Origin of the sequence: Streptomyces sp. NPDC026092 (assembly GCF_040638605.1) — a bacterium.
Taxonomy (GTDB): Bacteria; Actinomycetota; Actinomycetes; order Streptomycetales; family Streptomycetaceae; genus Streptomyces.
Map to the genome: position 1 here is coordinate 128,417 of NZ_JBEZYN010000018.1, position 25,924 is coordinate 154,340.

Consider the following 25,924-nt stretch of genomic DNA (forward strand, 5'->3'; position numbering starts at 1 on the left):
GAACGTCCGTCAGGCCGAGGCCGGCGGGTACAGGTCGCGCGGCAGCTCCGACGCGGCCGCCGCGTCGAGCAGCCAGAGCGTCCGCGAGCGGCCGTAGGCGCCCGCCGCCGGGGCCTGGATCTCGCCCGCGCCGGACAGCGCGATGGCCGCCGCCTTCGCCTTGTCCTCGCCCGCCGCGAGCAGCCAGACCTCACGCGCGGCCCGGATCGCCGGCAGCGTCAGCGAGATCCGGACCGGCGGCGGCTTGGGCGCGCCGTGCACGCCCACCACCGTGCGCTCCGTCTCGCGGACCGCCGGAAGCTCCGGGAAGAGCGAGGCCACGTGCGTGTCCGGGCCGACGCCCAGCATCAGCACGTCGAACGACGGCACCGAGGCGTGGTCCTCGGGCCCCGCGGCCGCGGCCAGTTCGGCCGCGTACGCCGCGGCCGCGGCCTCGACGTCGTTGCCGTACGGGCCGTCCGAGGCCGGCATCGCGTGCACGCGCGGCGGGTCCAGCGGGACGCTGTCGAGCAGCGCCGCGCGGGCCTGGGTGACGTTCCGCTCCGGGTCGCCCTCGGGCAGGAACCGCTCGTCGCCCCACCACAGATCGAGCCGCGACCAGTCGATCGCGTCCCGCGCGGGGGCCGAACTGAGCGCCGCGAGCAGCCCGTTGCCGTTCCGGCCGCCCGTGAGGACCACGGACGCCGAGCCGCGGGCGGCCTGGGCGTCCACGATCCGGGTGATCAGCCGGGCCGCCGCGGCCTGCGCCATCAGCTCCTTGTCGCGGTGGACGACGAGCTGCGGAGTGCTCACTTGGCCGCCGCCTTCTTGGCCGGGGCCTTCTTCGGAGCGGGAGCGGGTGCCGCCTTCTCCTCGGAAGCGGCGGGGGCCGGCTCCTTGGGGGCCGTCACCTTCGCCTCCTCGTCCAGCCGGTCGAGCCCGTACCGCAGCGCCGAGGCGTACGTGTCGTCCGGGTCGAGCCGTCGCAGCTCCTCCGCGATCAGCTCGGCCGTCTCACGGCGCTTGAGCGCCACGCCGCGGTCCGGCTGCCCCTGGATGGAGAGCGTCGCCAGCGAGCCGTCGGGCCGGTCGAGGACGATCGGCCCGCTGGAGGACTCCATCCGCACGGAGGTGAGTCCGGGACCGGCCGACACGGACCGGCGCACCGGCACCTTCAGCCGGTCCGCCAGCCACATGGCGAGCAGCTCGACGCTGGGGTTGAACTCCTCGCCCTCCACCTCGGCCGAGGTGACCTCGCACACGACCTGGTCGAGCGCGGCGGCCAGCATCGAACGCCACGGGGTGATCCGGGTCCAGGCCAGATCCGTGTCGCCCGGGGTGTAGTTGTCCGCCCGGCCGGTCAGCTCGTGTATCGGCTGCTCGGCCGAGTACGTGTCGGTCACCCGGCGCTGGGCGAGCGCGCCCAGCGGGTCGTTCGCCGGGTCGGCCGGGGCGTTGACCGGCCACCAGACGACGACGGGCGCGTCCGGCAGGAGGAGCGGAAGGACCACCGACTGGGCGTGCTCGGCGACCTCGCCGTACAGCCGGAGGACAACCGTTTCGCCGGTGCTGGCGTCGGCGCCGAGGCGGACCTCGGCGTCGAGCCGGGCCTTCGCGCGGTCCCGCGGCGAGCGCGAGGCCCGCTTGATGACCACCAGGGTGCGCGAGGGGTGTTCACGGGACGCGTCGTTGGCCGCCTTCAGCGCGTCGTAGGCGTTCTCCTCGTCGGTGACGATGACGAGGGTGAGCACCATGCCGACGGCGGGCGTGCCGATGGCACGCCGCCCGAGCACCAGCGCCTTGTTGATCTTGCTGGACGTGGTGTCCGTGAGGTCGGTCTTCATGGCCGGCGCCAGCTCCGTCCGTCTCGTGCGAGCATTTCGTCCGCCTCGACCGGACCCCAGGTCCCGGACGGGTACTGCGCCGGCTTGCCGTGCGCGTCCCAGTACTGCTCGATCGGGTCGAGGATCTTCCAGGAGAGCTCGACCTCCTCGACGCGCGGGAAGAGGTTCGAGTCGCCGAGGAGCACATCGAGGATGAGCCGCTCGTACGCCTCGGGGCTGGACTCCGTGAAGGACTCGCCGTAGGCGAAGTCCATCGACACGTCCCGGACCTCCATCGAGGTGCCCGGCACCTTGGAGCCGAACCGCATGGTCACGCCCTCGTCCGGCTGGACGCGGATGACCAGGGCGTTCTGGCCCAGCTCCTCCGTCGCCGTCTTGTCGAACGGGGAGTGCGGCGCACGCTGGAAGACGACCGCGATCTCGGTGACGCGGCGGCCGAGCCGCTTGCCGGTACGGAGGTAGAACGGGACGCCCGCCCAGCGGCGGTTGTCGATCTCCACCTTGATGGCCGCGAAGGTGTCGGTCTTCGACTTGGGGTCGATGCCGTCCTCCTGCAGATAGCCGACGGCCTTCGCGCCGCCCTGCCAGCCCGGCGCGTACTGGCCGCGCACGGTCGAGGCGCCCAGGTCCTTCGGCAGCTTCACCGCGCCGAGCACCTTGGTCTTCTCGGCCGCGAGCGCGTCCGCGTCGAAGGAGGCGGGCTCCTCCATCGCGGTGAGCGCGAGCAGCTGGAGGAGGTGGTTCTGGATGACGTCACGGGCGGCGCCGATGCCGTCGTAGTAGCCGGCGCGGCCGCCGATGCCGATGTCCTCGGCCATGGTGATCTGCACGTGGTCGACGTACGACCGGTTCCAGATCGGCTCGAAGAGGGTGTTGGCGAAGCGGAGCGCCAGGATGTTCTGGACGGTCTCCTTGCCGAGGTAGTGGTCGATCCGGAAGACCGCCTCGGGCGGGAAGACCTCGTGGACGACCTCGTTGAGCTCCTTGGCGGAGACCAGGTTGTGGCCGAAGGGCTTCTCGATGACGGCGCGGCGCCAGGAGCCGTCCGTCTGGTCGGCCAGGCCGTGCTTCTTCAGCTGCTGGACGACGAGCTCGAAGAACTTCGGCGGCACGGAGAGGTAGAAGGCGAAGTTGCCGCCCGTGCCCTGCGCCTTGTCCAGCTCGTCGATGGTGGTCTTCAGCTGCTCGAAGGCGTTGTCGTCGTCGAAGTCGCCCTGGACGAACCGCATCCCCTGGATCAGCTGCTGCCACACCTCCTCGCGGAAGGGCGTGCGGGCGTGCTGCTTGACGGCCTCGTACACCTCCTGCGCGAAGTCCTCGTCCTGCCACTCGCGACGGGCGAAGCCGATCAGCGAGAAGCCCGGCGGCAGCAGGCCGCGGTTGGCGAGGTCATAGACGGCAGGCATCAGCTTCTTACGGGACAAATCGCCCGTGACACCGAAGATCACCAGACCCGACGGCCCCGCGATACGCGGGAGCCGTCGGTCTGCGGCGTCACGGAGCGGGTTGGCTCCGTGGACTGCGCTCAAAGTGCTTACGCCTCCGAAGGTGCGAGGCGCTCAAGCTCCGCCTCGGTCGACTTGAGAAGGTCGTTCCAGGACGCGTCGAACTTCTCCACGCCCTCGTCCTCAAGCAGCTGTACCACGTCGTCGTAGCTGATGCCGAGCTTCTCGACGGCATCCAGCTCCGCGCGCGCCTGCGCGTAGGTGCCGCGCACGGTGTCGCCGGTGACCTCGCCGTGGTCGGCGGTGGCCTCCAGGGTCGCCTCCGGCATGGTGTTCACCGTGCCGGGCGCGACCAGGTCCACGACGTACAGCGTGTCCTTGTACGCCGGGTCCTTGACGCCCGTCGAGGCCCACAGCGGACGCTGCTTGTTGCCCTGCGCCTTGTCCAGCGCGGCCCAGCGCTCCGAGGAGAACACCTCTTCGTAGGCCTCGTAGGCCAGACGGGCGTTGGCGAGCGCCGCCTTGCCCTTGAGGGCGAGGGCCTCGTCCGTGCCGATCGCCGTCAGGCGCTTGTCGATCTCCGAGTCCACGCGGGAGACGAAGAAGGACGCCACCGAGTGGATCTTGGAGATGTCGAGGCCGCGCTCGCGGGCCTTCTCCAGGCCGGCGAGGTAGGCGTCCATGACCGCGCGGTAGCGCTCCAGCGAGAAGATCAGCGTCACGTTGACGCTGATGCCGAGGCCGATGACCTCGGTGATCGCCGGCAGGCCCGCCTTGGTGGCCGGGATCTTGATGAGCGTGTTGGGACGGTCGACCAGCCAGGCCAGCTGCTTGGCCTCGGCGATGGTCGCCGCGGTGTTGTGCGCCAGGCGCGGGTCGACCTCGATGGAGACCCGGCCGTCCTGGCCGTCCGTGGAGTCGAAGACCGGGCGCAGGATGTCGGCGGCGTCCCTCACGTCAGCCGTCGTGATCATGCGGATGGCCTCGTCCACGGTCACCTTGCGCGCGGCGAGGTCGGCGAGCTGCTGGTCGTAACCGTGGCCCTCCGAGATCGCCTTCTGGAAGATGGACGGGTTGGTGGTGACACCCACCACGTGCTGCTGGTCGATGAGCTCGGCCAGGTTTCCGGACGTGATCCGCTGGCGCGAGAGGTCGTCCAGCCAGATCGCGACGCCTTCGTCGGAGAGGCGCTTGAGAGCGTCTGTCATGAGAGGTTCTCCAAAAACTCGTGTCTAGTGGCGTCAGCGCGCCGCGGCGGCGAGAGATTCCCGGGCGGCGGCCGCGACGGCCTCCGGCGTGAAGCCGAACTCGCGGAAGAGGACCTTCGCGTCGGCCGAGGCACCGAAGTGCTCGAGCGAGACGATCCGGCCGGCGTCGCCGACGTACTTGTGCCAGGTGAGACCGATACCGGCCTCGACGGCCACGCGCGCCTTCACCGACGGCGGCAGGACGGAGTCCTTGTACGCCTGGTCCTGCTCCTCGAACCACTCGACGGACGGCATCGAGACCACGCGGGTCGGGACGCCGGCGGCCTGGAGCTGCTCGCGGGCCTCGACGGCCACGTGCACCTCGGAGCCGGTGCCGATCAGCACGACCTGGGCCTCGCCACCCTCGGCGTCGAACAGCACGTAGCCACCCTTGGCCGCGTCCTCGTTCCAGTCGTACGTCGGAACGCCCTGGCGGGTCAGCGCGAGGCCGTGCGGGGCGCCCTTGCCGAACACGCGGGTGTGCCGCTTGACGATCTCGCGCCAGGCGATGGCGGTCTCGTTGGCGTCCGCCGGGCGGACGACGTTCAGACCGGGGATCGCGCGCAGCGAGGCCAGGTGCTCCACCGGCTGGTGCGTCGGGCCGTCCTCGCCCAGACCGATCGAGTCGTGGGTCCAGACGTACGTCACCGGCAGGTGCATCAGCGCGGAGAGCCGCACCGCGTTGCGCATGTAGTCGGAGAACACCAGGAAGGTGCCGCCGTAGACGCGGGTGTTGCCGTGCAGCGCGATGCCGTTCATCTCCGCGGCCATGGAGTGCTCGCGGATGCCGAAGTGGATCGTGCGGCCGTACGGGTCCGCCTCGGGGAGCGGGTTGCCCTCGGGCAGGAACGACGAGGTCTTGTCGATCGTCGTGTTGTTCGAGCCGGCCAGGTCGGCCGAGCCGCCCCACAGCTCCGGGATGACCGCGCCGAGCGACTGCAGGACCTTGCCGGACGCGGCACGGGTCGCGATGCCCTTGCCCGCCTCGAACACGGGCAGCCGGGACTCCCAGCCCTCGGGCAGCTCGTTGGCCTGGACGCGGTCGAACAGGGCCGCCTGCTCCGGGTTGGCCGTACGCCACTCGGCGAGCGACTTCTCCCACGCGGCGCGGGCCTCACGGCCGCGGTCGCCGAGCGAGCGGGTGTGGCCGATGACCTCGTCGGCGACCTCGAAGGTCTGCTCCGGGTCGAAGCCGAGGATCCGCTTGGTGGCCGCGATCTCCTCGTCGCCGAGCGCCGAGCCGTGCGCGGCCTCGGTGTTCTGGGCGTTCGGGGCGGGCCAGGCGATGATCGAGCGCATCGCGATGAACGACGGACGCTCGGTCTCGGCCTCGGCGGCCTTGATCGCCGCGAAGAGCGCGGCCGGGTCGAGGTCGCCGTTGGCCTTCGCCTCGACACGCTGGACGTGCCAGCCGTACGCCTCGTACCGCTTCATCGTGTCCTCGGACACGGCCGTCTCGGTGTCGCCCTCGATCGAGATGTGGTTGTCGTCCCACAGCAGGATCAGGTTGCCGAGCTTCTGGTGACCGGCCATCGAGGACGCCTCGGCGGAGATGCCCTCCTGGAGGCAGCCGTCACCGGCGATCGCGTAGATCCGGTGGTCGAACGGGGAGGTGCCGGGGGCCGCCTCCGGGTCGAACAGACCGCGCTCGTAGCGGGCGGCCATCGCCATGCCCACGGCGTTGGCGACACCCTGGCCCAGCGGGCCCGTCGTCGTCTCGACGCCCGCGGTGTGCCCGTACTCCGGGTGGCCCGGGGTCTTCGAACCCCACGTGCGGAACGCCTTCAGGTCGTCCAGCTCGAGCCCGAAGCCCCCCAGGTACAGCTGGGTGTAGAGGGTCAGGGACGAGTGGCCGGCCGAGAGCACGAAGCGGTCGCGCCCGACCCACTCGGGGTCGGCCGGGTCGTGCCGCATCACCTTCTGGAAGAGGGTGTACGCGGCGGGCGCCAGGCTCATGGCCGTACCGGGATGGCCGTTGCCGACCTTCTGTACGGCGTCCGCGGCCAGGATGCGGGCGGTGTCCACGGCCCGCTGATCCAGTTCGGTCCAGTCGAGCTCTGCGGTGGTCGGCTGAGTGCTCACCCTGCGTCAGGGCTCCTCTCCACATGTACGGGAAGCCGGTGACTGAGGGTGTACCGGCGCTGTCGAGCCTACCCCCGACATCAGGCCATCATTTCGGCTCAGGGGCCCTCACATGAGCGGACACGTCAAGACTGGGGGCGACTCCGTCACTTCGCCTCCCGAGCGCCCGACGGAGCCCTGTCCACCCCTTGGGACAAGCGCCCTCAACACGACCCCACCCCCGCGAAGATCGGCGTATGGGCAACGTCTAGAGTGGCGTGGTACGCGCAAGTCTTCACCCCGTCTTCATCCGGGGAGCTTGCTGGGAATTCTCTGTCAGGGGTGTGCGTGACGGCCGTCGAGTCCCGACCCGCAGGGGTCGTCTTGACTCCCAGCCCGGGGGGCCATCGGCCGTTCGGGGCCCGCGTCAAGGCATTCGTGGCGCTGACCAAGCCGCGGATCATCGAGCTGCTGCTCATCACGACCGTTCCGGTCATGTTCCTCGCCGAACAGGGCGTGCCGAACCTGTGGCTGGTGCTCGCCACCTGCTTCGGCGGCTACCTGTCGGCGGGCGGCGCCAACGCGCTGAACATGTACATCGACCGCGACATCGACGCCCTGATGGACCGCACCTCCCAGCGACCGCTGGTCACCGGCGTCCTCACCCCGCGTGAAGGCCTCGTCTTCGGCCTGACCCTCGCCGTGGTCTCCACGCTCTGGTTCGGCCTCCTGGTCAACTGGCTCTCCGCCGCCCTCTCGCTCGGCGCGCTCCTCTTCTACGTCGTGGTCTACACGATGATCCTCAAGCGGCGCACCGCCCAGAACATCGTCTGGGGCGGCATCGCCGGCTGTCTGCCGGTGCTCATCGGCTGGTCGGCCGTGACCAACTCGATGTCGTGGGCCGCGATCATCCTCTTCCTCGTCATCTTCTTCTGGACGCCGCCGCACTACTGGCCGCTGTCGATGAAGGTGAAGGACGACTACGCGCGGGCCGGCGTGCCGATGCTCCCGGTCCTCGCCTCCAACAAGGTCGTGGCCCGGCAGATCGTCGCGTACAGCTGGGTCATGGTCGCGGTCTCGCTGCTGCTCACCCCGCTGGGCTACACCGGCTGGTTCTACACGGCCGTGGCGCTGCTCACCGGCGGCTGGTGGCTCTGGGAGGCGCACGCGCTGCTGAACCGCGCGAAGAACGGCGCGACCGGGGCGAAGCTCAAGGAGATGCGCCTCTTCCACTGGTCGATCACCTATGTCTCGCTGCTCTTCGTGGCGGTCGCGGTCGACCCCTTCCTGAGGTAGCGCCTCAGGCCTCATCAACGGCCGGTGCACGTGGGCAAGACCACGTGCACCGGCCGTCGCCAATTGATCTACCCGTCGGTAGCATCTGTGCCATGGCAGACACCAAGCAGGCTGAGCGCAGGGCGGCCCGGCTCGCCAAGCAGATCCGGACGTTCTCCAAGGAGCACGGCGGCGCCGAGGGCCAGCTCGCCCACATCGGCCAGGCCGGCACCCGGATCGTCCTCGTCGGCGAGGACGGCGGCTGGGGCGACCTGGTGGCCCCGACGTACGCGATCGCCGAGCAGGCGGCCGAGAAGGCCGGGCTCACCCTCCACGACGAGTTCGACGGCGAGTTCGCCGCGAAGGTCGTCACCGGCCCGTACGAGTGGTCCCGGATGGCCGGGATCCAGCTGGGCGGCCCGTCGAACGCCTGACCCGCCGACCGCCTGATCCGCCTCCCCGCGTAACCGTTCGACGCGGGAGGCGACAACCTCGGGTGGGGCTCACCCGTTAGGACGTGTGGAAGAACGCCCACGGTCCACACAGGGAGCCCCCCGAATGATCGAGACCCCGAGCCTGGTGGACCAGTACTGCCACGGGGTGCTCCGTACGGAGCTCGGCCTCGGCACCTTCGAGACCCACCTGGGCAGGACCGGCGGTCCCGCCGCGCCCGGCACCACCTTCTTCGACACCCAGACCGGTTTCGCCGTACGCCGCTGGTGCCCGCCGCTGCTCGGCCTGGAGCCGCACTGCCCGCCGGCCCGCTATCTCGCCCGCCGCCGCGAGCTGGGCGTCCTGGAGTCCGGACGCAGGCTGCTGCGCGCCTCCGGGATCTCCACCTATCTCGTGGACACAGGGCTGCCCGGCGATCTGACCGGGCCCGCCGAGATCGCCTCGGCCGCCTCCGCCGACGCGCACGAGATCGTCCGGCTCGAACTCCTCGCCGAACAGGTCGCCGACACCTCGGGATCCGTCGAGTCGCTCCTCGCCAACCTCGCGGAGGCCGTCCACGGCGCCGCGACGACCGCCGTCGCCTTCACTTCGGTGGCGGGCGTGAGCCGGGGGCTCGGCCAGGCCGCAGAGCCGCCGGGGCCCGGCGAGGTACGAGGGGCCGCGGGGCGCTGGCTGGCCGGACGCGCGGTCGGCGGCCGGATCGACGACCCGGTGCTGCTGCGCCATCTGCTCTGGGTCGCGGTCGGCTCCGGGCGGCCGCTCCAGCTGCACGTGGGGAACGAGGACCCGGCCGGGCTCGCCCAGTTCGCGGCGGCCACGAGCGGCCTGGGCGCGGACCTCGTGCTGCTGCACGGATACCCGTACCACCGCCAGGCGGCCCAACTGACCGCCCTCTTCCCGCACGTCTACGCGGACCTGGGCTCCGTCCTCGCCAGGACGGGGGCCAGGGCGGCGGCCGTCCTCGCCGAACTCCTGGAGCAGGCGCCCTTCGGCAAGCTGCTCTTCTCCAGCGGCGCCCACGCGCTGCCGGAGCTGCACGTGGTCGCCGCGAGCGTCTTCCGGGGCGCGCTCGGCCGGGTCCTCGGCGAATGGGTCGCCGACGGTTCCTGGTCCCTCACCGACGCGCAGCGGGTGGCCACGATGATCGCCTCGGGCAACGCGCGCAGGATCTACGGCCTGCGCTGACGGGCCCGGTCTATCGGGGCCTACGCCTTGGTCAGGACCGCGTCCGGCTGGGTCGGGATCTCCGGCGCGGACAGCGGGCGCTCGCGCATGCTCAGGGCCAGGCGCACGACCGCGATCCACATCAGCGCGGAGCCGAGCATGTGGGCGCCGACCAGGACCTCGGGGACGCCGGTGAAGTACTGCACGTACCCGATCCCGCCCTGGGCGAGGAGCACGATCAGCAGGTCACGGGCGCGCGCCCGGGTGTCGTCCGGGGCGTCGACCACGCGCAGGACCAGCCACATCGCGAGCGCGAGCGCGCACACGACCCAGGCGGCGATGGCGTGCAGATGGGCGGCGGCGGTCCAGTCCCACGGCATGCGCGGGACGTCGCTGCTGTCGCCGGCGTGCTTGCCCGAGCCGGTGACGCCGGTGCCGAGGACGATCAGGAGGACCGAGGCCGCGACGATCGCCCAGGAGAGCTTGCGGACCGGTCCCGGCACCCGGCGCCGGGGGGTCGTGTCGCCCTCGCCGGTGCGGTGCCAGGTGATCACGGCGACGGTCAGGAGCGTGTTCGCGGCGAGGAAGTGACCGGCGACGGTCCACGGGTTGAGGCCCATCCAGACCGTGATGCCGCCCAGGACCGCGTTGCTCGCGACGATCCAGAACTGCGCCCAGCCGAGCCGGGAGAGCCCGCGCCGCCACGGCTTGGTGGAGCGCGCGGCGATGATCGTCCAGCCGACGGCGGCGGACAGGACGTACGTCAGCATCCGGTTGCCGAACTCGATCATGCCGCGGTAGCCCTGCTCGGGCGTGACGATCAGGCTGTCGTCCGTGCACTTGGGCCAGGTGTCGCAGCCGAGACCGGAGCCGGTCAGCCGGACCGCGCCTCCCGTGACGATGATGAGGACGCTCATCACGACGGCGGAGAGCGCGGCGCGCCGGAGCGTCGTGGGGGACGGGGTCCAGCGCTTGGCGATGTAGGCGAGGGGGGTCAGCACGGGCCCTATCGTAGGACGGGGCTTGTGCGTGTTTTCACGAGGGGGTCGGGGGGAGTCGTCTCCCCCCGGAAATTGAGAGGGGTACGAGGGGTGCGTTACGGGTGAAGTCGCCTCGGAACGTCACCCCTCCGCTACTCCCGGATGCCTACTCCCAGCGGAAGAACTTCGCCGCCGCCCCGAGGCCGAGGACCGCCCAGACGGCCAGGATCAGCGCCTGCCCCCAGGGGAGCGCGGCGCCGCTCTGGAGCACGTCCCGCAGCCCTTCCGAGAGCGCCGAGATCGGCAGCAGCTCCAGGACCGAGCGCGCGGCGTCGGGGAACCTGTCGAGCGGCACGATCACCCCGCCGCCCACCAGGAGCAGCAGGAAGACCAGGTTCGCGGCGGCCAGCGTCGCCTCGGCGCGCAGCGTGCCGGCCATCAGCAGCCCGAGGCCGGAGAAGGCGGCCGTGCCGAGGACGAGCAGGACCAGGACCGAGAACGGATCGCCCTGCGGCGACCAGCCGAGCCCGAGCGCGATCGCCGTCAGGAGCGCCACCTGGAGGATCTCGGTGACCAGGACCGAGAGCGTCTTGGCGGTCATCAGTGCCCAGCGGGGGAGCGGCGAGGCGCCCAGCCGCTTGAGGACCCCGTAACGGCGCTCGAAGCCGGTGGCGATGGCCTGGCCGGTGAAGGCGGTGGACATCACGGCGAGCGCGAGGACGCCCGGGGCGAGGAAGTCGACGGCCTTGTCGGTGCCGGTGTCGACGATGTCGACGGTCGAGAAGAGCACGAGCAGCAGGGACGGGATGATCACCGTGAGGAGCAGCTGCTCGCCGTTGCGCAGCAGCATCTTCGTCTCCAGGACCGTCTGCGCCGCGATCATGCGCCCGACGGGCGCCGCCCCGGGCTTCGGGGAGTACGTGCCCGTGGTGGTCGTACCGCCGCTCATGAGCGCAGCTCCTTGCCGGTCAGCTCGAGGAAGACGTCTTCGAGGGTGTGCCGTTCGACCGAGATGCCGTCCGGCATCACGCCGTGCTGGGCGCACCAGGTGGTGACGGTGGCGAGCAGCTGGGGGCCCACCTCGCCGGTGATGCGGTACGTCCCCGGCGTCGGCTCGGCGGCCTGGGTGCCGTCGGGCAGCGCCTTGAGCAGCGAGCCGAGGTCGAGCCCGGGGCGGCCGGTGAAGCGGAGGGTGTTCTCGGCGCCGCCGCGGCAGAGCGCCTCGGGGCTGCCCTGGGCGGCGACCCGGCCGGCGTCGACGATGGCGACGTCGTCGGCCAGCTCCTCGGCCTCGTGCATGAAGTGCGTGGTGAGGACGACGGTGGCGCCGTCGGTCCGCAGCTCGCGGACGAGGTCCCAGGTGGCGTGGCGGGCCTGCGGGTCGAGTCCGGCGGTCGGCTCGTCGAGGAAGACCAGCTCGGGGCGGCCGACGACGGCCATCGCGAGCGCGAGGCGCTGCTGCTGGCCGCCGGAGAGCCTGCGGTAGGTGGTCCGGCCGCAGGAGCCGAGGCCGAGGCGCTCGATCAGGGCGTCCACGTCCAGCGGGTGGGCGTGGAGCTTCGCCATGTGGCGGAGCATCTCGTCGGCGCGGGCGCCGGAGTAGACGCCGCCGGACTGGAGCATCACGCCGATCCGCGGGCGCAGCCGGGCCGCGTCGGCGACCGGGTCGAGGCCGAGGACGCGGACGGTGCCGGCGTCGGCCCTCCGGTAGCCCTCGCAGGTCTCGATCGTGGTGGTCTTCCCGGCCCCGTTCGGACCGAGCACGGCGGTCACGGTGCCCGCCCGGACGTCGAGGTCGAGGCCGTCGACGGCGGTCTTGGTTCCGTACCGCTTGACCAGGCCTCGTACCCGGACGGCGGCACTGTCGCCGGACTCTTTTCGCATGCCGGGAAGTCTAGAGAGGGTTTCGGGGGGCCTCCGGCGCGGGGCCCCGATCCCGCTGGAATTCGTCCTATGAATGATCATCTTCGCAGGTCAGGTAAGCCTTACCTGAGTGATGCACGGCACCGTGCCCTCGTTCGGACGTCGCTTGTCACTCCCCGAGGAATTACGCAACAATGGCGTTGTGAAAAACGTTGGCGAGGCTCCCGTGGAGGAACTCGCGACCGGTGAGCGCTCCACGCGCAACCGCGTCGCGCGCTCCATCCTGGACCACGGCCCGTCGACGGTCGCCGATCTGGCGACGCGGCTCGGCCTCACCCAGGCCGCCGTCCGCCGGCATCTGGACTCGCTCGTTGCCGACAATGTCGTCGAAGCCCGCGAGAAGCGCGTGTACGGGGCTCGTACGCGCGGACGCCCCGCCAAGGTCTTCGCGCTGACCGACTGCGGCCGGGACGCCTTCGACCAGTCGTACGACTCGCTCGCCGTGGACGCCCTGCGTTGGATCGAGCGGACCGCCGGTGGAGGGTCTGCAGGAGAAGCCGCCGTCGCGGCCTTCGCCCGCGACCGGCTCGAGCACCAGGCCGAGGCCTACCGGGAAGCCGTCGAGTCGGCGGAGCCGGACCGGCGCACGGAGGCGCTCGCGAGGGCGCTCAGCAAGGACGGGTACGCTGCCACTGCGCGGAACGCGCCGGTCGGCGAGCAGCTCTGCCAGCACCACTGCCCGGTCGCCCATGTCGCCGAGCAGTACCCCCAGCTGTGCGAGGCGGAGACGGAGATCTTCTCCCGCCTCCTGGGGACGCACGTCCAGCGTCTCGCCACCATCGCCCACGGTGACGGCGTCTGTACGACGTTCATCCCGCACAGCGCCCCACAGACCACCGAATCAGAAGCATCCGCAAGCACGGCCGGGAGGAACCCCGCATGACCACCGAGATCAGCCACCCCGAGCTCGAGGGCCTGGGTCGGTACGAGTACGGCTGGGCCGACTCCGACGCCGCCGGTGCCACCGCGAAGCGCGGTCTGGGCGAGGACGTCGTCCGCGACATCTCCTCGAAGAAGAACGAGCCCGAGTGGATGCTGAAGCTGCGGCTCAAGGGTCTGCGCCTCTTCGACAAGAAGCCCATGCCGAGCTGGGGCTCCGACCTGTCGGGCATCGACTTCGACAACATCAAGTACTTCGTCCGGTCCACCGAGAAGCAGGCCGAGTCCTGGGAGGACCTGCCCGAGGACATCAAGAACACGTACGACAAGCTCGGCATCCCGGAGGCGGAGAAGCAGCGCCTCGTCGCCGGTGTCGCGGCCCAGTACGAGTCCGAGGTCGTCTACCACCAGATCCGTGAGGACCTGGAGGAGCAGGGTGTCATCTTCGTCGACACCGACACCGCGCTGAAGGAGCACGAGGAGCTCTTCCGCGAGTACTTCGGCACGGTCATCCCGGTCGGCGACAACAAGTTCGCCTCGCTGAACACGGCCGTCTGGTCCGGCGGATCGTTCATCTACGTGCCGAAGGGCGTGCACGTCGAGATCCCGCTGCAGGCCTACTTCCGTATCAACACGGAGAACATGGGCCAGTTCGAGCGGACGCTGATCATCGTCGACGAGGACGCCTACGTCCACTACGTCGAGGGCTGCACCGCCCCGATCTACTCCTCCGACTCGCTGCACTCCGCGGTCGTCGAGATCATCGTGAAGAAGGGCGGCCGCTGCCGCTACACGACGATCCAGAACTGGTCGAACAACGTCTACAACCTGGTCACCAAGCGCGCCGTGGCCTACGAGGGCGCGACCATGGAGTGGGTCGACGGCAACATCGGCTCCAAGGTCACCATGAAGTACCCGGCCGTCTACCTGATGGGCGAGCACGCCAGGGGCGAGACCCTGTCCATCGCCTTCGCGGGCGAGGGCCAGCACCAGGACGCCGGCGCCAAGATGGTCCACATGGCCCCGAACACCTCCTCCAACATCGTCTCCAAGTCGGTGGCGCGAGGCGGCGGCCGCACCTCCTACCGCGGTCTCATCGAGATCGGCGAGGGTGCCCCGGGCGCCAAGTCGAACGTGCTCTGCGACGCGCTGCTCGTCGACACGATCTCCCGCTCGGACACCTACCCCTACGTCGACGTCCGCGAGGACGACGTCTCCATGGGCCACGAGGCCACGGTCTCCAAGGTCTCCGAGGACCAGCTCTTCTACCTGATGAGCCGCGGCATGACCGAGTTCGAGGCCATGGCGATGATCGTGCGCGGCTTCGTCGAGCCGATCGCCAAGGAGCTCCCCATGGAGTACGCCCTTGAGCTCAACCGGCTGATCGAGCTGCAGATGGAAGGCTCGGTCGGTTAAGACCCCGCCTCCGTCCGTACCGTCTTTGCGTAGTAACGAGGAAGAGAGCAACACGACAGCCATGGCTGAGGCTCAGAACATCCCGGCGGGCTCCACCACCGCCGGCTCGATCGCGGTGGCCGCAGAGTCCACCGTCGCCACGCGCATGAGCGCCCCCCCGTCCTTCGACGTCGCGGACTTCCCGGTCCCGCACGGTCGCGAGGAGGAGTGGCGGTTCACCCCGCTGGAGCGCCTGCGCGGCCTGCACGACGGCACCGCCGTCGCGGCCGGCGAGGGCGTGAAGGTCGTGATCGAGGCGCCCGAGGGCGTCACGGTGGAGACCGTCGGCCGTGACGACGAGCGGCTCGGCAAGGCCGGTACGCCCGTCGACCGCGTCGCCGCCCAGGCGTACTCCTCCTTCGAGAAGGCCTCGGTCGTGACCGTCGCCAAGGAGGCCGTCCTCGACGAGCCGATCCGGATCGCCGTGCACGGCGAGGGCGGTGTCGCCTACGGCCACCAGGTCATCGAGCTCGGCGCCTTCGCCGAGGCCGTCGTGGTCATCGACCACACCGGTGACGCGGTGCTCGCGGCCAACGTCGAGTACGTGCTCGGCGACGGTGCCAAGCTGACCGTCGTCTCCGTCCAGGACTGGGACGAGAAGGCCGTCCACGTCGCGCAGCACAACGCGCTCGTGGGCCGCGACGCCTCCTTCAAGTCGGTCGTGGTGACCTTCGGCGGCGACGTCGTCCGGATCCACCCGCGCGTCCAGTACGCGGCCACCGGCGGCGAGGCCGAGCTCTTCGGCCTGTACTTCACCGACGCCGGTCAGCACCAGGAGCACCGCCTCCTGGTCGACCACAACACCCCGCACTGCAAGTCGAACGTGGCCTACAAGGGCGCGCTGCAGGGCCAGGACGCGCACGCCGTCTGGATCGGTGACGTCCTCATCCAGGCCGCCGCCGAGGGCACCGACACCTACGAGCTCAACCGGAACCTGGTCCTGACGGACGGTGCCCGGGTCGACTCCGTGCCGAACCTGGAGATCGAGACCGGCGAGATCGCCGGCGCCGGTCACGCCTCGGCCACCGGCCGCTTCGACGACGAGCAGCTCTTCTACCTGATGGCCCGCGGCATCCCGGAGTCCGAGGCCCGCCGCCTCGTCGTCCGCGGCTTCTTCGCCGAGCTGGTCCAGCAGATCGGTCTGCCGGACGTCGAGGCCCGCCTCATCGCCAAGATCGAGGCCGAGCTGGAGGCGTCCGTCTGATGGCCTTCGTACGCGCCTGTGCGCTGAGCGAGCTGGAGGAGGACACCCCGAAGCGGGTGGAACTCGACGGCACGCCGGTGTCCCTCGTCCACACGGACGGCGAGGTGTTCGCGATCCACGACATCTGCTCGCACGCGAACGTCTCCCTGTCCGAGGGCGAGGTGGAGGACTGCCAGATCGAGTGCTGGCTGCACGGCTCCGCGTTCGACCTCCGCACCGGCAAGCCGTCCGGCCTTCCCGCGACGCGCCCCGTCCCCGTATACCCCGTAAAGATCGAAGGGGACGATGTGCTCGTCTCCGTCACCCAGGAGTCCTGAGTCACCCATGGCAACGCTTGAAATCCGCGACCTGCACGTCTCCGTCGAGGCCGAGAACGGCCCCCGTGAGATCCTCAAGGGCGTCGACCTGACCGTGAAGCAGGGCGAGACCCACGCCATCATGGGCCCCAACGGCTCCGGCAAGTCGACCCTGGCGTACTCCCTCGCGGGCCACCCGAAGTACACGATCACCGGTGGCACCGTGACCCTGGACGGCGAGGACGTCCTGGAGATGTCGGTGGACGAGCGCGCCCGCGCCGGCGTCTTCCTGGCCATGCAGTACCCGGTCGAGGTCCCCGGTGTCTCGGTCTCCAACTTCCTCCGTACCTCCGCCACCGCCATCCGCGGCGAGGCGCCCAAGCTGCGTACCTGGGTGAAGGAGGTCAAGGAGGCCATGGAGAAGCTCCAGATGGACCCGGCCTTCGCCGAGCGCAACGTCAACGAGGGCTTCTCCGGCGGTGAGAAGAAGCGCCACGAGATCCTCCAGCTCGAGCTGCTCAAGCCGAAGATCGCGATCCTCGACGAGACCGACTCCGGCCTCGACGTCGACGCTCTGCGCATCGTCTCCGAGGGCGTCAACCGCGTCCGCGAGACCGGCGAGGTCGGCACCCTGCTGATCACGCACTACACGCGGATCCTCCGCTACATCAAGCCCGACTTCGTGCACGTCTTCGCGAACGGCCGCATCGCCGAGTCCGGCGGCGCCGAGCTCGCCGACCAGCTCGAGAACGAGGGCTACGACAAGTACGTGAAGGGTGGCGCATCCGCGTGACATCTGCCCATCAGGGGCTCTCCGGCCTCCTCGACACCGAGGCGATCCGCAAGGACTTCCCGCTCCTGGATCGCGTGGTCCACGACGGCAAGAAGATCGTGTACCTGGACTCCGCGGCGACCTCGCAGAAGCCGCGCCAGGTGCTCGACGCGCTCAACACCTACTACGAGCGCCACAACGCCAATGTCCACCGCGGCGTCTACACGGTCGCCGAGGAGGCGACGGCGCTGTACGAGGGCGCCCGTGACAAGGTCGCGGCGTTCATCAACGCGCCGAGCCGCGACGAGGTGATCTTCACCAAGAACGCCTCGGAGTCGCTCAACCTCGTGGCCAACATGCTGGGCTGGGCCGACGAGCCCTACCGCGTGGACCACGAGACCGAGATCGCCATCACGGAGATGGAGCACCACTCCAACATCGTGCCGTGGCAGCTGCTCTCGCAGCGCACCGGCGCGAAGCTGAAGTGGTTCGGCCTCACCGACGACGGCCGTCTCGACCTCTCGAACATCGAAGAGGTCATCACCGAGAAGACCAAGATCGTCTCGTTCACGCTGGTCTCGAACCTGCTGGGCACGATCAACCCGGTGGAGACGATCGTCCGGCGTGCGCAGGAGGTCGGTGCGCTGGTCTGCATCGACGCCTCGCAGGCGGCCCCGCACATGGTGCTCGACGTGCAGGCGCTGCAGGCCGACTTCGTGGCCTTCACCGGTCACAAGATGGTCGGCCCGACCGGCATCGGCGTGCTGTGGGGACGGCAGGAGCTCCTGGAGGACCTTCCTCCGTTCCTCGGTGGCGGCGAGATGATCGAGACCGTCTCGATGCACTCCTCCACCTACGCGCCGGCCCCGCACAAGTTCGAGGCGGGTACGCCCCCGATCGCCCAGGCCGTCGGCCTCGGCGCGGCCGTGGACTACCTGTCGGCGATCGGCATGGAGAACATCGCGCGCCACGAGCACGCGATCACCGAGTACGCCGTCCGCCGCCTCCAGGAGGTGCCGGACCTGCGGATCATCGGCCCGACCACGGCCGAGGACCGCGGCGCGGCGATCTCCTTCACGCTGGGCGACATCCACCCGCACGACGTGGGCCAGGTCCTGGACGAGCAGGGCATCGCCGTCCGCGTCGGCCACCACTGCGCGCGGCCCGTCTGCCTGCGGTACGGAATTCCCGCGACCACGCGAGCGTCGTTCTATCTGTACTCCACCCCCGGCGAGGTCGACGCGCTGGTCGAGGGTCTGGAGCACGTACGGAACTTCTTCGGCTAGGGGAACCTCGTGAAGCTGGATTCGATGTACCAGGACGTCATCCTGGACCACTACAAGCACCCGCACGGGCGCGGTCTTCGGGACGGCGACGCCGAGGTGCACCACGTCAACCCGACGTGCGGCGACGAGATCACGCTCCGTGTGAAGTACGACGGCTCGCGGATCGAGGACGTCTCGTACGAGGGTCAGGGCTGCTCGATCAGCCAGGCCTCGGCCTCGGTCCTGAACGAGCTGCTCGTCGGCAAGGAGCTGGCCGAGGCGCAGAAGATCCAGGGCACGTTCCTGGAGCTCATGCAGTCCAAGGGCCAGATCGAGCCCGACGACGCGATGGAGGAGATCCTGGAGGACGCGGTCGCGTTCGCCGGTGTCTCGAAGTACCCGGCCCGGGTGAAGTGCGCGCTGCTCAGCTGGATGGCGTGGAAAGACGCGACGGCCCAGGCGCTGGGCGACGCGGAAGGGAAGTCGGCATGACCGAGAACGTCGAGGCCACCATGAAGCCGGCCTCCGAGGAAGAGATCCGCGAGGCGCTGTACGACGTCGTCGACCCCGAGCTGGGTATCGACGTCGTCAACCTCGGCCTGATCTACGGCATCCACATCGACGACTCCAACGTCGTCACGCTGGACATGACCCTGACGTCGGCGGCCTGTCCGCTGACCGATGTGATCGAGGACCAGGCGAAGGCCGCGACCGACGGCATCGCCAGCGAGCTGAAGATCAACTGGGTCTGGATGCCGCCGTGGGGTCCGGACAAGATCACGGACGACGGCCGCGAGCAGCTGCGCGCGCTCGGCTTCAACGTCTGATCACAGGCTTTCCCCCGAACGGCCATGATCGCCAGGCATACTGGCGATCATGGCCGTTCGCATGTACCACATCGTCGTCGACTCCCACGACCTCCAGGCCCAGGCCCGCTTCTGGGCCCAGGTCCTGGACTGGAAGATCGTCTACGAGGACGAGCACGAGGTCGTCATCGGAGCCGACGAGCACGCCCTGCCCGGGATGTGCTTCCTGCCGGTGTCCGAGTCCAAGACCGTCAAGAACCGGCTCCACATCGACCTGACGCCCGACGACCGGGACGCCGAGGTCGAGCGGATCATCGCCCTCGGCGCCCGCCGGATCGACGTCGGGCAGGGCGAGGACGCGACCTGGGTCGTCCTCGCCGACCCCGAGGGGAACGAGTTCTGCGTCCTGCGGCCGAAGCGGTCGCTCACGGACTGAGCGAATCGCTCACCCGGTGAACGGGTGCGCCACCCCGGCCGTCTGGGCGAGGGCCGGGGCCAGGTTCTCCTTGCGGATGCGCTGGTCGACGTAGACCAGGGCGGCGACCAGGGGTGGGAAGACCGAGCAGAGGGCCTGCGCCACCATCGAGCCGATGACGGCGATCACCAGGAGCGGTACGAAGGCGATCAGCACCTCGCCCGCGGTGTCCGCGCCGGCCGGGTCCGTGAACGAGGCGGGGAACGAGAGCAGCAGGCTGAGGACCTGCTGGATCATCCAGTTCGCCGTCGCGGCCATGAGGCCCGCGACGAGCAGCGCACCGAAGACCCGCCACCACGAGCCCTGGACCAGTCGGCTGGAGCGGCGCATCGAGGCCACGGCCCCCTGGCCCTCGAACACCGCCGCCGGCGCGGCCAGGCTGAACTTCACCCAGAGCCAGGCCGCGAGCGGGGCGGTCAGCAGCGTGGCCAGCATGGCGCCACCGAACGACAGAAACACCCAAGCCACCGGTCCCGACCCCTCGAGGGCCACGAACAGGCCGGCGAACGTCGCCACGAAGACGATGAGCGGGACCGGTACGGTCAGCAGCATCGTCAGGAGGGCGGTGCCCAGGACCGAGGGCATCCGCGACCAGGAACGGCGCCAGATCGCCCCGAAGGACGTCCGCCGGCCGACCACCGCCTCCTGGAGGACGGCAGGGCACGCCGCGTACACCACCGCGCTCGCGAGCAGCATCCCGACCAGGGCCACCACCCACACGGCGCCGAAGGCGAACAGCAGCGGGCGGCCGTCGTCCCAGCTCGGCTCCTGCCCGCGCGGCAGGTCGAAGACCCTGGGGACATGGTCGGCGACCACGGCGTACGCGATGCCGACGGCCCCCGCAACCAGCAGCAGGGCCGCGCCGTAGGCGGCCGTGGCGACGCCGAGCAGCTGCTTCCAGTGCCGGCCGAGGGTGGCGAAGGCGCCGGTCAGGATCTGGCTCAGACCCAGCGGCGCCAGGGGTATCACGCCGGGCTTCGGCGGTGGGGGCGGAGGCGGGTAGCCGTAACCGTAGGGCCCCGTGGGGATTGTCATGAGCCTTACCGTATCGGGCGTCGTTGTGTACGGTCGTACACATCGTTGTGTACGCTGGTACACATGGGATACGGACTGCTGGCAGGCGCCATCACGGCCGAGATCGTCGCGACGGTCTCCATGAAGTACAGCGAGGGCTTCTCCAAGCTCTGGCCCTCGATCGTCACGGGCCTGGGGTACGTGATCGCCTTCGCGCTGCTCGCCCAGGCGCTGAAGACCCTCCAGGTGGGGACCGCGTACGCGATATGGTCCGGCGTCGGCACCGCCGCGGTCGCCGTGATCGGAATCCTCTTCATGAACGAGACCCTCAACGCCGCCAAGATCGCCGGGGTGGTCCTCATCATCGCGGGCGTCCTCGTGCTCAACCTGGGGGGAGCCCACTGATGGCCGCCGCGCGCGCCCGCCGCCACGACCCCGAGCGGCGGCAGCGGATCGTCGACGCCGCGCTGCGCGTGGTCGGCGCCCGGGGCATCGCCGGCCTGAGCCACCGTACGGTCGCCGCCGAGGCGGACGTGCCGCTCGGCTCCACGACCTACCACTTCGCCTCGCTCGACGAACTCCTCGTCGCGGCCCTGCGCCAGGCCAACGAGGGCTTCGGCGGCGAGCTGCGCAGGCGCGCCGCGCGCGCCGACATGGAGACCGACCTCGCCGGCGCCCTCGCCCGGCTGATGGGGGAGTGGGTCGGCGGCGAGCGGACCGCGGTGGAGCTGGAGTACGAGCTCTATCTCGCCGCCCTGCGCCGGCCCGCCCTGCGACCGGTGGCGGCGGAGTGGACCGAGGCCGTCACCGAGGCCCTCTCCCGCCACACCGACCTCGTCACCGCCCGCGCGCTCGTCGCGCTGATGGACGGCATCTGTCTGCAGGTGCTGCTGACCGGCGTGGAGTACGACGAGGGGTACGCCCGCTCCATGCTCGCCCGGCTCCTGACGCCGGCCTCCTGACACCCGGCTCCTGACGGCCCGACCGGGCCCCGGGGGATCCCACGAGCGGGGAGGCTCCGGTGTCGTCGGAAACGCCGGGGCCGTCGACCGACACCTGAGACCGGTTGGCCGGGGCGCCGCCCGGACCGTTAGGTTTTCCGCATGACCACTGCTCCTCGCACCACCGGCGCCGTCGCCGCCGGCCTCGCCACCATCGCCGGTGACGGCACCGTTCTCGACACCTGGTTCCCCGCCCCCGAGCTGACCGACAGCCCCGGGCCCGCCGGAACCGAGCGGCTCACGCCCGACGCCGCCGTCAACGCCCTCGGTGAGGGCGCCGCCAAGGCCCTCGGCGTGGACGCCCGCCGTGGCGTCGAGGTGGTCGCCGTCCGCACCGTCATCTCCTCGCTCGACGACAAGCCGCTCGACGCGCACGACGCGTACCTGCGCCTGCACCTGCTCAGCCACCGCCTGGTACGGCCGCACGGCCAGAACCTGGACGGCGTCTTCGGCCTGCTCGCCAACGTCGCCTGGACCTCGCTCGGCCCGGTCGCCGTCGACGACATCGCGAAGGTCCGCCTCAATGCCCGCGCCGAGGGCCTGCACCTCGCCGTGACGAGCGTCGACAAGTTCCCGCGGATGACCGACTACGTCGCCCCCGCGGGCGTCCGGATCGCCGACGCCGACCGGGTCCGCCTCGGCGCGCACCTCGCCGCCGGCACCACCGTCATGCACGAGGGCTTCGTCAACTTCAACGCCGGCACGCTCGGCACCTCCATGGTCGAGGGCCGGATCTCCGCCGGTGTCGTCGTCGGCGACGGCTCCGACATCGGCGGCGGCGCGTCCACCATGGGCACGCTCTCCGGCGGCGGCAACGTCGTCATCTCCATCGGCGAGCGCTGCCTCATCGGCGCCGAGGCGGGCGTCGGCATCGCGCTCGGCGACGAGTGCGTCGTCGAGGCCGGTCTGTACGTCACCGCCGGGACGCGCGTCACGATGCCCGACGGCCAGGTCGTCAAGGCCCGCGAGCTCTCGGGCGGCGACAACATCCTCTTCCGCCGCAACTCGGTGACCGGCGCCGTCGAGGCCCGCCCGAACAACGCGGTGTGGGGCGGGCTCAACGAGATCCTGCACAGCCACAACTGACGATGCCCCGCACGTGACCTGGGCGTGTGACTCTGCGTTAACGGAACGACGCGGAGTCACACGAACAGACAAGGCGAGGAGTCGACATGAGGACGAGGCCCACCGTTGTCGGGGCCCTGGCGGTGGCGGCCGCCGTACTGCTGCCCGTAGGGGCGGCGTCGGCGGACGAGACGCACACCCGCACGCACAACGGGCCGACGATCCAGAACGGCCCGAGCCTCACCCTCCACACCGGTCAGATCGACGACCCGCTGGAGGACGTCCTCGAACACGCGGCGCTCTTCGGGACCACCTACGTGTTCGACTGAACCAGATCCTCGTACGCCGCCCGCAGCCCGTCGACCGCCTCCCGGTCGGCGGGCTGCAGCGGTTCCCGGAGGTAGTCGCCGAGGAGCGCCTTCGCCGTCACCGTGCCCGGAAGCCCGGCGGCCATCATCAGCTCGGCCAGCGGCAGCGTGAGCGCGTTCAGCCGGGCCGCCTCCGCGGTGTCGCCCCGGTCGAACGCGTCCAGCACGGCCCGCAGCTGACGCGGCGCCACATTGGCCACCGTACTGACGTATCCGGCACCGCCCACCGCGTACAGCGGCAGGTTCAGCTCCTCGCAGCCCGAGTAGTACGCGAGCGAGGTGCGGGCGATCACCTTCGACGAGCCGAGCAGGTCGTAGGCGCAGTCCTTGACGGCGACGATGTTCGGGTGGGCGGCCAGCCGCAGCATCGTCGCGGGCTCGATCCGGGTGCCGGTGCGGCCGGGGATGTCGTACAGCATCACCGGCAGGTCCGTCGCCTCCGCGACCTTGACGAAGTGCGCCTCGACGGCGGCCTGCGGGGGCCGGCTGTAGTACGGGGTGACGACCAGGAGACCGTCCGCGCCCGCCTTCTCGGCCTGGCGCGCCAGCTCGGCGGTGTGGCGGGTGTCGGAGGTGCCGACGCCCGCGAGGACCGAGGGGCCGGGGCCGACGGCCTCGCGGACCGCCTCGATGAGGGCGGCCTTCTCGGCGTCCGTGGTGGTCGGGGACTCGCCGGTGGTGCCGTTGAGGACCAGGCCGTCGCAGCCCTCGGCGACCAGGTGCGCGGCGTGCACGCGGGCGGCGTCGAGATCCAGCTCCCCCGAGGCGGTGAAGGGCGTGATCATCGCGCAGAGGGCCCGGCCGAAGGGGTGTTCAGTGCTCATTCGAGAAGTCTGCGGGCCTCGAAGGTGAAGGTCCACTTAGTTCTGCTTGGGGTGAGGGGTAAGCAGGGCTGAAGTGTGAGGTCTGGCATGATCGGGGCGGGACGCGACAGGGGGACCAGGAGCACACATCATGAGCGAACAGCGCGTCGCACTCGTCACCGGTTCGTCCTCGGGCATAGGGGCCGCCGTCGCCCGCCGCCTGGCCGACGCCGGGATCCGGGTCGTCGTCAACTCGGCGCGTTCGGTCGAGGCGGGCAAGGCCCTCGCCGCCGAACTGCCGGACGCCGTCTACGTCCAGGCCGACGTCTCCGACGAGACGCAGGCCGCGGCCCTCGTCGCCGCGGCGGTCGAGGCGTACGGCCGTCTCGACATCCTCGTCAACTGCGCGGGCACCACCCGGTTCATCCCGCACGACGACCTGGCGGCGGCCTCGCCCGAGGTCTGGCGCCATCTGTACGACGTCAACGTCATCGGGGTCTGGCAGACCATCACCGCGGCCGTCCCGCATCTGAAGGCCCATGGCGCGGGCTGTGTCGTGAACATCTCCTCGCAGGCCGGCGTCCGCCCCGGCGGCAGCTCCATCCCGTACGCCGTCTCCAAGGCGGCCGTCAACCACATGACGAAGCTGCTCGCGAAGACCCTCGGCCCGGACGTCCGGGTCAACGCGGTCGCGCCGGGGTTCGTCGACACCCCCTGGTTCGACGGCGTGGCGGGCGCCGACGAGGCGAAGGCCCATGTGGCGGGGGCGGTTCCGATGCGCAGGGTCGGGCGGCCCGAGGACATCGCCGGCGCCGTGTACGACCTCACCAACGCCTCGTACATCACCGGCGAGGTGCTCCTCGTCGACGGCGGCGGGCACCTGCTGGGTTAGCGGTCCTTCACAGCGTCAGCTTGAAGCCGTCGTGGCTGCGGGCGAAGCCCAGGGAGGCGTAGAAGCGGTGGGCCTCCGTCCGCCGCTTGTCGCTGGTCAACTGGACGAGCCCGCAGCCACGCCCGCGCGCCCGCTCGACCGCGCGGCGCATCAGCTCCCGGCCGAGTCCGCCGCCCCGCCGGTCGGCCCTGATCCGGACCGCCTCGATCAGCGCCCGCTCGGCGCCGCCCCTGCCGAGGCCGGGGATGTACGTCGCCTGGAGGCAGCCGACGACCCGGCCGTCGTCCACGAGGACCAGGATCTCGTTGCGCGGATCCCCCTCGATGGCCGCGAAGGCCCGCTCGTACGTCTCCGTGACGACGATCGACGTGGGGTCCACGACCCGCTCCTCGTCGGCGAGGAGGGCGAGGACGGCGGGCAGTTCGGCGCGGGTGGCGGGGCGCAGGAGCATGGGTGGAGTCTCGCACGGGGACCGGACTTGACCTCAACCAAGGTTGAGGGAGGAGGCTCGGGTCATCGACGACAGGAGGCCACCCCATGAACGCCGTTGCCCGCCCCGACGCCCGCCCCGACCTGCACCGTCCCGGTGTCGGGTTCGTCCTCGTCACCACGTGGCGGGTCGGTACGCCCGAGCGGCAGCGGGCCGCCGTCGACGCCATCGCCAAGACCTGGCAGAGCCGGGAGTGGCCGGACCTCGATCTGCTCTCGTACTCGGTGTACACCGGCGCCGACGGCGACACGCTGCTCCACTACTCGCAGTGGGCGGAGGAGGAGGCGTACCAGCGGTTCGTCCGTACCCACCGCGACGGCCGGAACGCCGAGATCGACGCGGCCGTGCCCGGCATCGAGCGCGTCGCACTCCACCGTTACGCGCCGCCGTACCGCTCCCTCGCGGCGGCCGACGCCCGCATCCCCGGCTGCGTCGTGATCGTGGACGTGGAGTTCGACGCCCCGGACGCCGCCCGCCAGCGGGACTGGGTGGACGGGGTCTTCGAGGCGATGGAGACCGACCCGGCGGGCGCCGCGTCCGGCGGGATCTCGGGCCACTTCCACCTCTCGACCGACGGGACCCGGATCCTCAACTACGCGGAGTGGGAGAGCGAGCGGGCCCACGCCGAGGCGCTCGCCCGGCCCGGAGACGGCATCGGATCGGCGACCCAGCAGTGGGCGAGGGTGCAGGCGTACCCGGGAGTGGTCGGCGGCGGTGTGCGGCGCTACGCGCCCGCGCTGAGTCTGCACGCGGGCGCGTAGCGCCGTC

General features: G+C 70.7%; 29 protein-coding genes. 18 read left to right on the top strand and 11 right to left on the bottom strand.

What is annotated here, in order from left to right; translation table 11 throughout:
• Positions 1-9 precede the first annotated feature (9 nt).
• Genes pgl through tkt form a run of 5 tightly spaced genes read right to left on the bottom strand, consistent with a single transcriptional unit; the run spans position 10 to position 6,597 of the window.
• The gene (gene pgl, locus AB0F56_RS27055) at positions 10-792 is read right to left on the bottom strand and encodes a 6-phosphogluconolactonase (protein WP_362014077.1); all 783 of its coding nucleotides are present in this window, start codon (positions 790-792) and stop codon (positions 10-12) included.
• Positions 789-1,823, bottom strand: coding sequence for a glucose-6-phosphate dehydrogenase assembly protein OpcA (gene opcA / locus AB0F56_RS27060; RefSeq protein WP_362014079.1), 1,035 nt, complete (start codon positions 1,821-1,823; stop codon positions 789-791). Before opcA ends, pgl begins: the two co-directional genes overlap by 4 nt.
• Positions 1,820-3,352 carry a glucose-6-phosphate dehydrogenase gene (zwf, locus tag AB0F56_RS27065; RefSeq protein WP_362014081.1) on the bottom strand — a complete coding sequence of 511 codons (1,533 nt, stop codon included), beginning with the start codon at positions 3,350-3,352 and terminating at the stop codon, positions 1,820-1,822. The genes opcA and zwf overlap by 4 nt, the downstream gene beginning before the upstream one ends.
• 5 nt (positions 3,353-3,357) lie before the next feature.
• Positions 3,358-4,476: a transaldolase gene (gene tal / locus AB0F56_RS27070; RefSeq protein ID WP_362014083.1), complete on the bottom strand. Its 1,119-nt coding sequence runs from the start codon at positions 4,474-4,476 to the stop codon at positions 3,358-3,360.
• Positions 4,477-4,509: 33 nt separating this feature from the next.
• Complete coding sequence (gene tkt, locus AB0F56_RS27075) at positions 4,510-6,597, bottom strand: transketolase (RefSeq protein ID WP_362014084.1); 2,088 nt, start codon at positions 6,595-6,597, stop codon at positions 4,510-4,512.
• Between the two features lie 327 nt (positions 6,598-6,924).
• On the opposite strand from tkt, the gene AB0F56_RS27080 reads away from it, so the two are divergent.
• From AB0F56_RS27080 to AB0F56_RS27090, 3 genes are all read left to right on the top strand, one after another.
• Positions 6,925-7,872, top strand: coding sequence for a heme o synthase (locus tag AB0F56_RS27080; protein ID WP_355111365.1), 948 nt, complete (start codon positions 6,925-6,927; stop codon positions 7,870-7,872).
• A 92-nt stretch (positions 7,873-7,964) separates the two neighbouring features.
• Positions 7,965-8,285 carry a hypothetical protein gene (locus tag AB0F56_RS27085; RefSeq protein ID WP_362014086.1) on the top strand — a complete coding sequence of 107 codons (321 nt, stop codon included), beginning with the start codon at positions 7,965-7,967 and terminating at the stop codon, positions 8,283-8,285.
• 124 nt (positions 8,286-8,409) lie between these two features.
• Positions 8,410-9,489 carry an amidohydrolase family protein gene (locus AB0F56_RS27090; RefSeq protein WP_362014088.1) on the top strand — a complete coding sequence of 360 codons (1,080 nt, stop codon included), beginning with the start codon at positions 8,410-8,412 and terminating at the stop codon, positions 9,487-9,489.
• Between the two features lie 20 nt (positions 9,490-9,509).
• Here AB0F56_RS27090 and AB0F56_RS27095 read toward each other — a convergent pair whose 3' ends face one another.
• The 3 genes from AB0F56_RS27095 to AB0F56_RS27105 all read right to left on the bottom strand — a co-directional run bounded on the left by AB0F56_RS27095 (position 9,510) and on the right by AB0F56_RS27105 (position 12,332).
• A complete protein-coding gene (locus AB0F56_RS27095) occupies positions 9,510-10,469 on the bottom strand; it encodes a COX15/CtaA family protein (RefSeq protein ID WP_362014090.1) in 960 nt (319 codons plus the stop codon).
• 145 nt (positions 10,470-10,614) lie between these two features.
• Positions 10,615-11,397 carry an ABC transporter permease gene (locus AB0F56_RS27100; RefSeq protein ID WP_362014092.1) on the bottom strand — a complete coding sequence of 261 codons (783 nt, stop codon included), beginning with the start codon at positions 11,395-11,397 and terminating at the stop codon, positions 10,615-10,617.
• On the bottom strand, positions 11,394-12,332 hold the full coding sequence (locus AB0F56_RS27105) for an ABC transporter ATP-binding protein (protein WP_362014093.1): 939 nt from the start codon (positions 12,330-12,332) through the stop codon (positions 11,394-11,396). Before AB0F56_RS27105 ends, AB0F56_RS27100 begins: the two co-directional genes overlap by 4 nt.
• 181 nt (positions 12,333-12,513) lie before the next feature.
• Here AB0F56_RS27105 and AB0F56_RS27110 point away from each other — a divergent pair, with 181 nt between their 5' ends.
• The 9 genes from AB0F56_RS27110 (at position 12,514) to AB0F56_RS27150 (ending at position 19,484) form a co-directional block, all read left to right on the top strand.
• Positions 12,514-13,254: a MarR family transcriptional regulator gene (locus tag AB0F56_RS27110; protein ID WP_362014095.1), complete on the top strand. Its 741-nt coding sequence runs from the start codon at positions 12,514-12,516 to the stop codon at positions 13,252-13,254.
• Complete coding sequence (gene sufB / locus AB0F56_RS27115; RefSeq protein WP_362014096.1) at positions 13,251-14,666, top strand: Fe-S cluster assembly protein SufB; 1,416 nt, start codon at positions 13,251-13,253, stop codon at positions 14,664-14,666. The genes AB0F56_RS27110 and sufB overlap by 4 nt, the downstream gene beginning before the upstream one ends.
• Positions 14,667-14,727: 61 nt before the next feature.
• A complete protein-coding gene (gene sufD / locus AB0F56_RS27120; protein WP_362014098.1) occupies positions 14,728-15,909 on the top strand; it encodes a Fe-S cluster assembly protein SufD in 1,182 nt (393 codons plus the stop codon).
• Complete coding sequence (locus tag AB0F56_RS27125) at positions 15,909-16,226, top strand: bifunctional 3-phenylpropionate/cinnamic acid dioxygenase ferredoxin subunit (RefSeq protein WP_362014099.1); 318 nt, start codon at positions 15,909-15,911, stop codon at positions 16,224-16,226. The genes sufD and AB0F56_RS27125 overlap by 1 nt, the downstream gene beginning before the upstream one ends.
• A gap of 7 nt (positions 16,227-16,233) precedes the next feature.
• Positions 16,234-16,998: a Fe-S cluster assembly ATPase SufC gene (gene sufC, locus AB0F56_RS27130; protein WP_362014101.1), complete on the top strand. Its 765-nt coding sequence runs from the start codon at positions 16,234-16,236 to the stop codon at positions 16,996-16,998.
• The gene (locus tag AB0F56_RS27135) at positions 16,995-18,263 is read left to right on the top strand and encodes a cysteine desulfurase (RefSeq protein WP_362014102.1); all 1,269 of its coding nucleotides are present in this window, start codon (positions 16,995-16,997) and stop codon (positions 18,261-18,263) included. The genes sufC and AB0F56_RS27135 overlap by 4 nt, the downstream gene beginning before the upstream one ends.
• Positions 18,264-18,272: 9 nt before the next feature.
• Entirely contained in the window at positions 18,273-18,734 is a 462-nt protein-coding gene (gene sufU / locus AB0F56_RS27140) for a Fe-S cluster assembly sulfur transfer protein SufU (RefSeq protein WP_362014103.1), read from the top strand.
• Complete coding sequence (locus AB0F56_RS27145; protein WP_362014105.1) at positions 18,731-19,069, top strand: metal-sulfur cluster assembly factor; 339 nt, start codon at positions 18,731-18,733, stop codon at positions 19,067-19,069. Before sufU ends, AB0F56_RS27145 begins: the two co-directional genes overlap by 4 nt.
• A 49-nt stretch (positions 19,070-19,118) precedes the next feature.
• Positions 19,119-19,484, top strand: a complete 366-nt coding sequence (locus AB0F56_RS27150; protein ID WP_362014107.1) for a VOC family protein — start codon at positions 19,119-19,121, stop codon at positions 19,482-19,484.
• A gap of 9 nt (positions 19,485-19,493) precedes the next feature.
• On the opposite strand, the gene AB0F56_RS27155 is transcribed toward AB0F56_RS27150, so the two are convergent.
• Entirely contained in the window at positions 19,494-20,558 is a 1,065-nt protein-coding gene (locus AB0F56_RS27155) for an oxidoreductase (protein WP_362014109.1), read from the bottom strand.
• Between the two features lie 63 nt (positions 20,559-20,621).
• Here AB0F56_RS27155 and AB0F56_RS27160 point away from each other — a divergent pair, with 63 nt between their 5' ends.
• From AB0F56_RS27160 to AB0F56_RS27175, 4 genes are all read left to right on the top strand, one after another.
• Positions 20,622-20,942 (top strand): multidrug efflux SMR transporter, encoded by a 321-nt coding sequence (locus AB0F56_RS27160; RefSeq protein WP_362014111.1) that lies wholly within the window; start codon positions 20,622-20,624, stop codon positions 20,940-20,942.
• Positions 20,942-21,499, top strand: coding sequence for a TetR family transcriptional regulator (locus AB0F56_RS27165; protein ID WP_362014112.1), 558 nt, complete (start codon positions 20,942-20,944; stop codon positions 21,497-21,499). The genes AB0F56_RS27160 and AB0F56_RS27165 overlap by 1 nt, the downstream gene beginning before the upstream one ends.
• A gap of 141 nt (positions 21,500-21,640) precedes the next feature.
• Positions 21,641-22,624, top strand: a complete 984-nt coding sequence (gene dapD / locus AB0F56_RS27170) for a 2,3,4,5-tetrahydropyridine-2,6-dicarboxylate N-succinyltransferase (RefSeq protein ID WP_362014114.1) — start codon at positions 21,641-21,643, stop codon at positions 22,622-22,624.
• Between the two features lie 86 nt (positions 22,625-22,710).
• Entirely contained in the window at positions 22,711-22,932 is a 222-nt protein-coding gene (locus AB0F56_RS27175) for a hypothetical protein (RefSeq protein WP_362014115.1), read from the top strand.
• Here the strand turns inward: AB0F56_RS27175 and dapA are convergent.
• Positions 22,917-23,795 carry a 4-hydroxy-tetrahydrodipicolinate synthase gene (gene dapA / locus AB0F56_RS27180; RefSeq protein WP_362014117.1) on the bottom strand — a complete coding sequence of 293 codons (879 nt, stop codon included), beginning with the start codon at positions 23,793-23,795 and terminating at the stop codon, positions 22,917-22,919. The two genes, AB0F56_RS27175 and dapA, sit on opposite strands and share 16 nt — an antisense overlap.
• 130 nt (positions 23,796-23,925) lie before the next feature.
• Between dapA and AB0F56_RS27185 the strand changes: the two genes are divergently transcribed.
• Positions 23,926-24,666, top strand: coding sequence for a glucose 1-dehydrogenase (locus AB0F56_RS27185; protein ID WP_362014119.1), 741 nt, complete (start codon positions 23,926-23,928; stop codon positions 24,664-24,666).
• Positions 24,667-24,673: 7 nt separating this feature from the next.
• Here AB0F56_RS27185 and AB0F56_RS27190 read toward each other — a convergent pair whose 3' ends face one another.
• Entirely contained in the window at positions 24,674-25,117 is a 444-nt protein-coding gene (locus tag AB0F56_RS27190) for a GNAT family N-acetyltransferase (protein ID WP_362014121.1), read from the bottom strand.
• 86 nt (positions 25,118-25,203) lie between these two features.
• Here AB0F56_RS27190 and AB0F56_RS27195 point away from each other — a divergent pair, with 86 nt between their 5' ends.
• Entirely contained in the window at positions 25,204-25,917 is a 714-nt protein-coding gene (locus AB0F56_RS27195; protein WP_362014122.1) for an antibiotic biosynthesis monooxygenase, read from the top strand.
• Positions 25,918-25,924 lie beyond the last annotated feature (7 nt).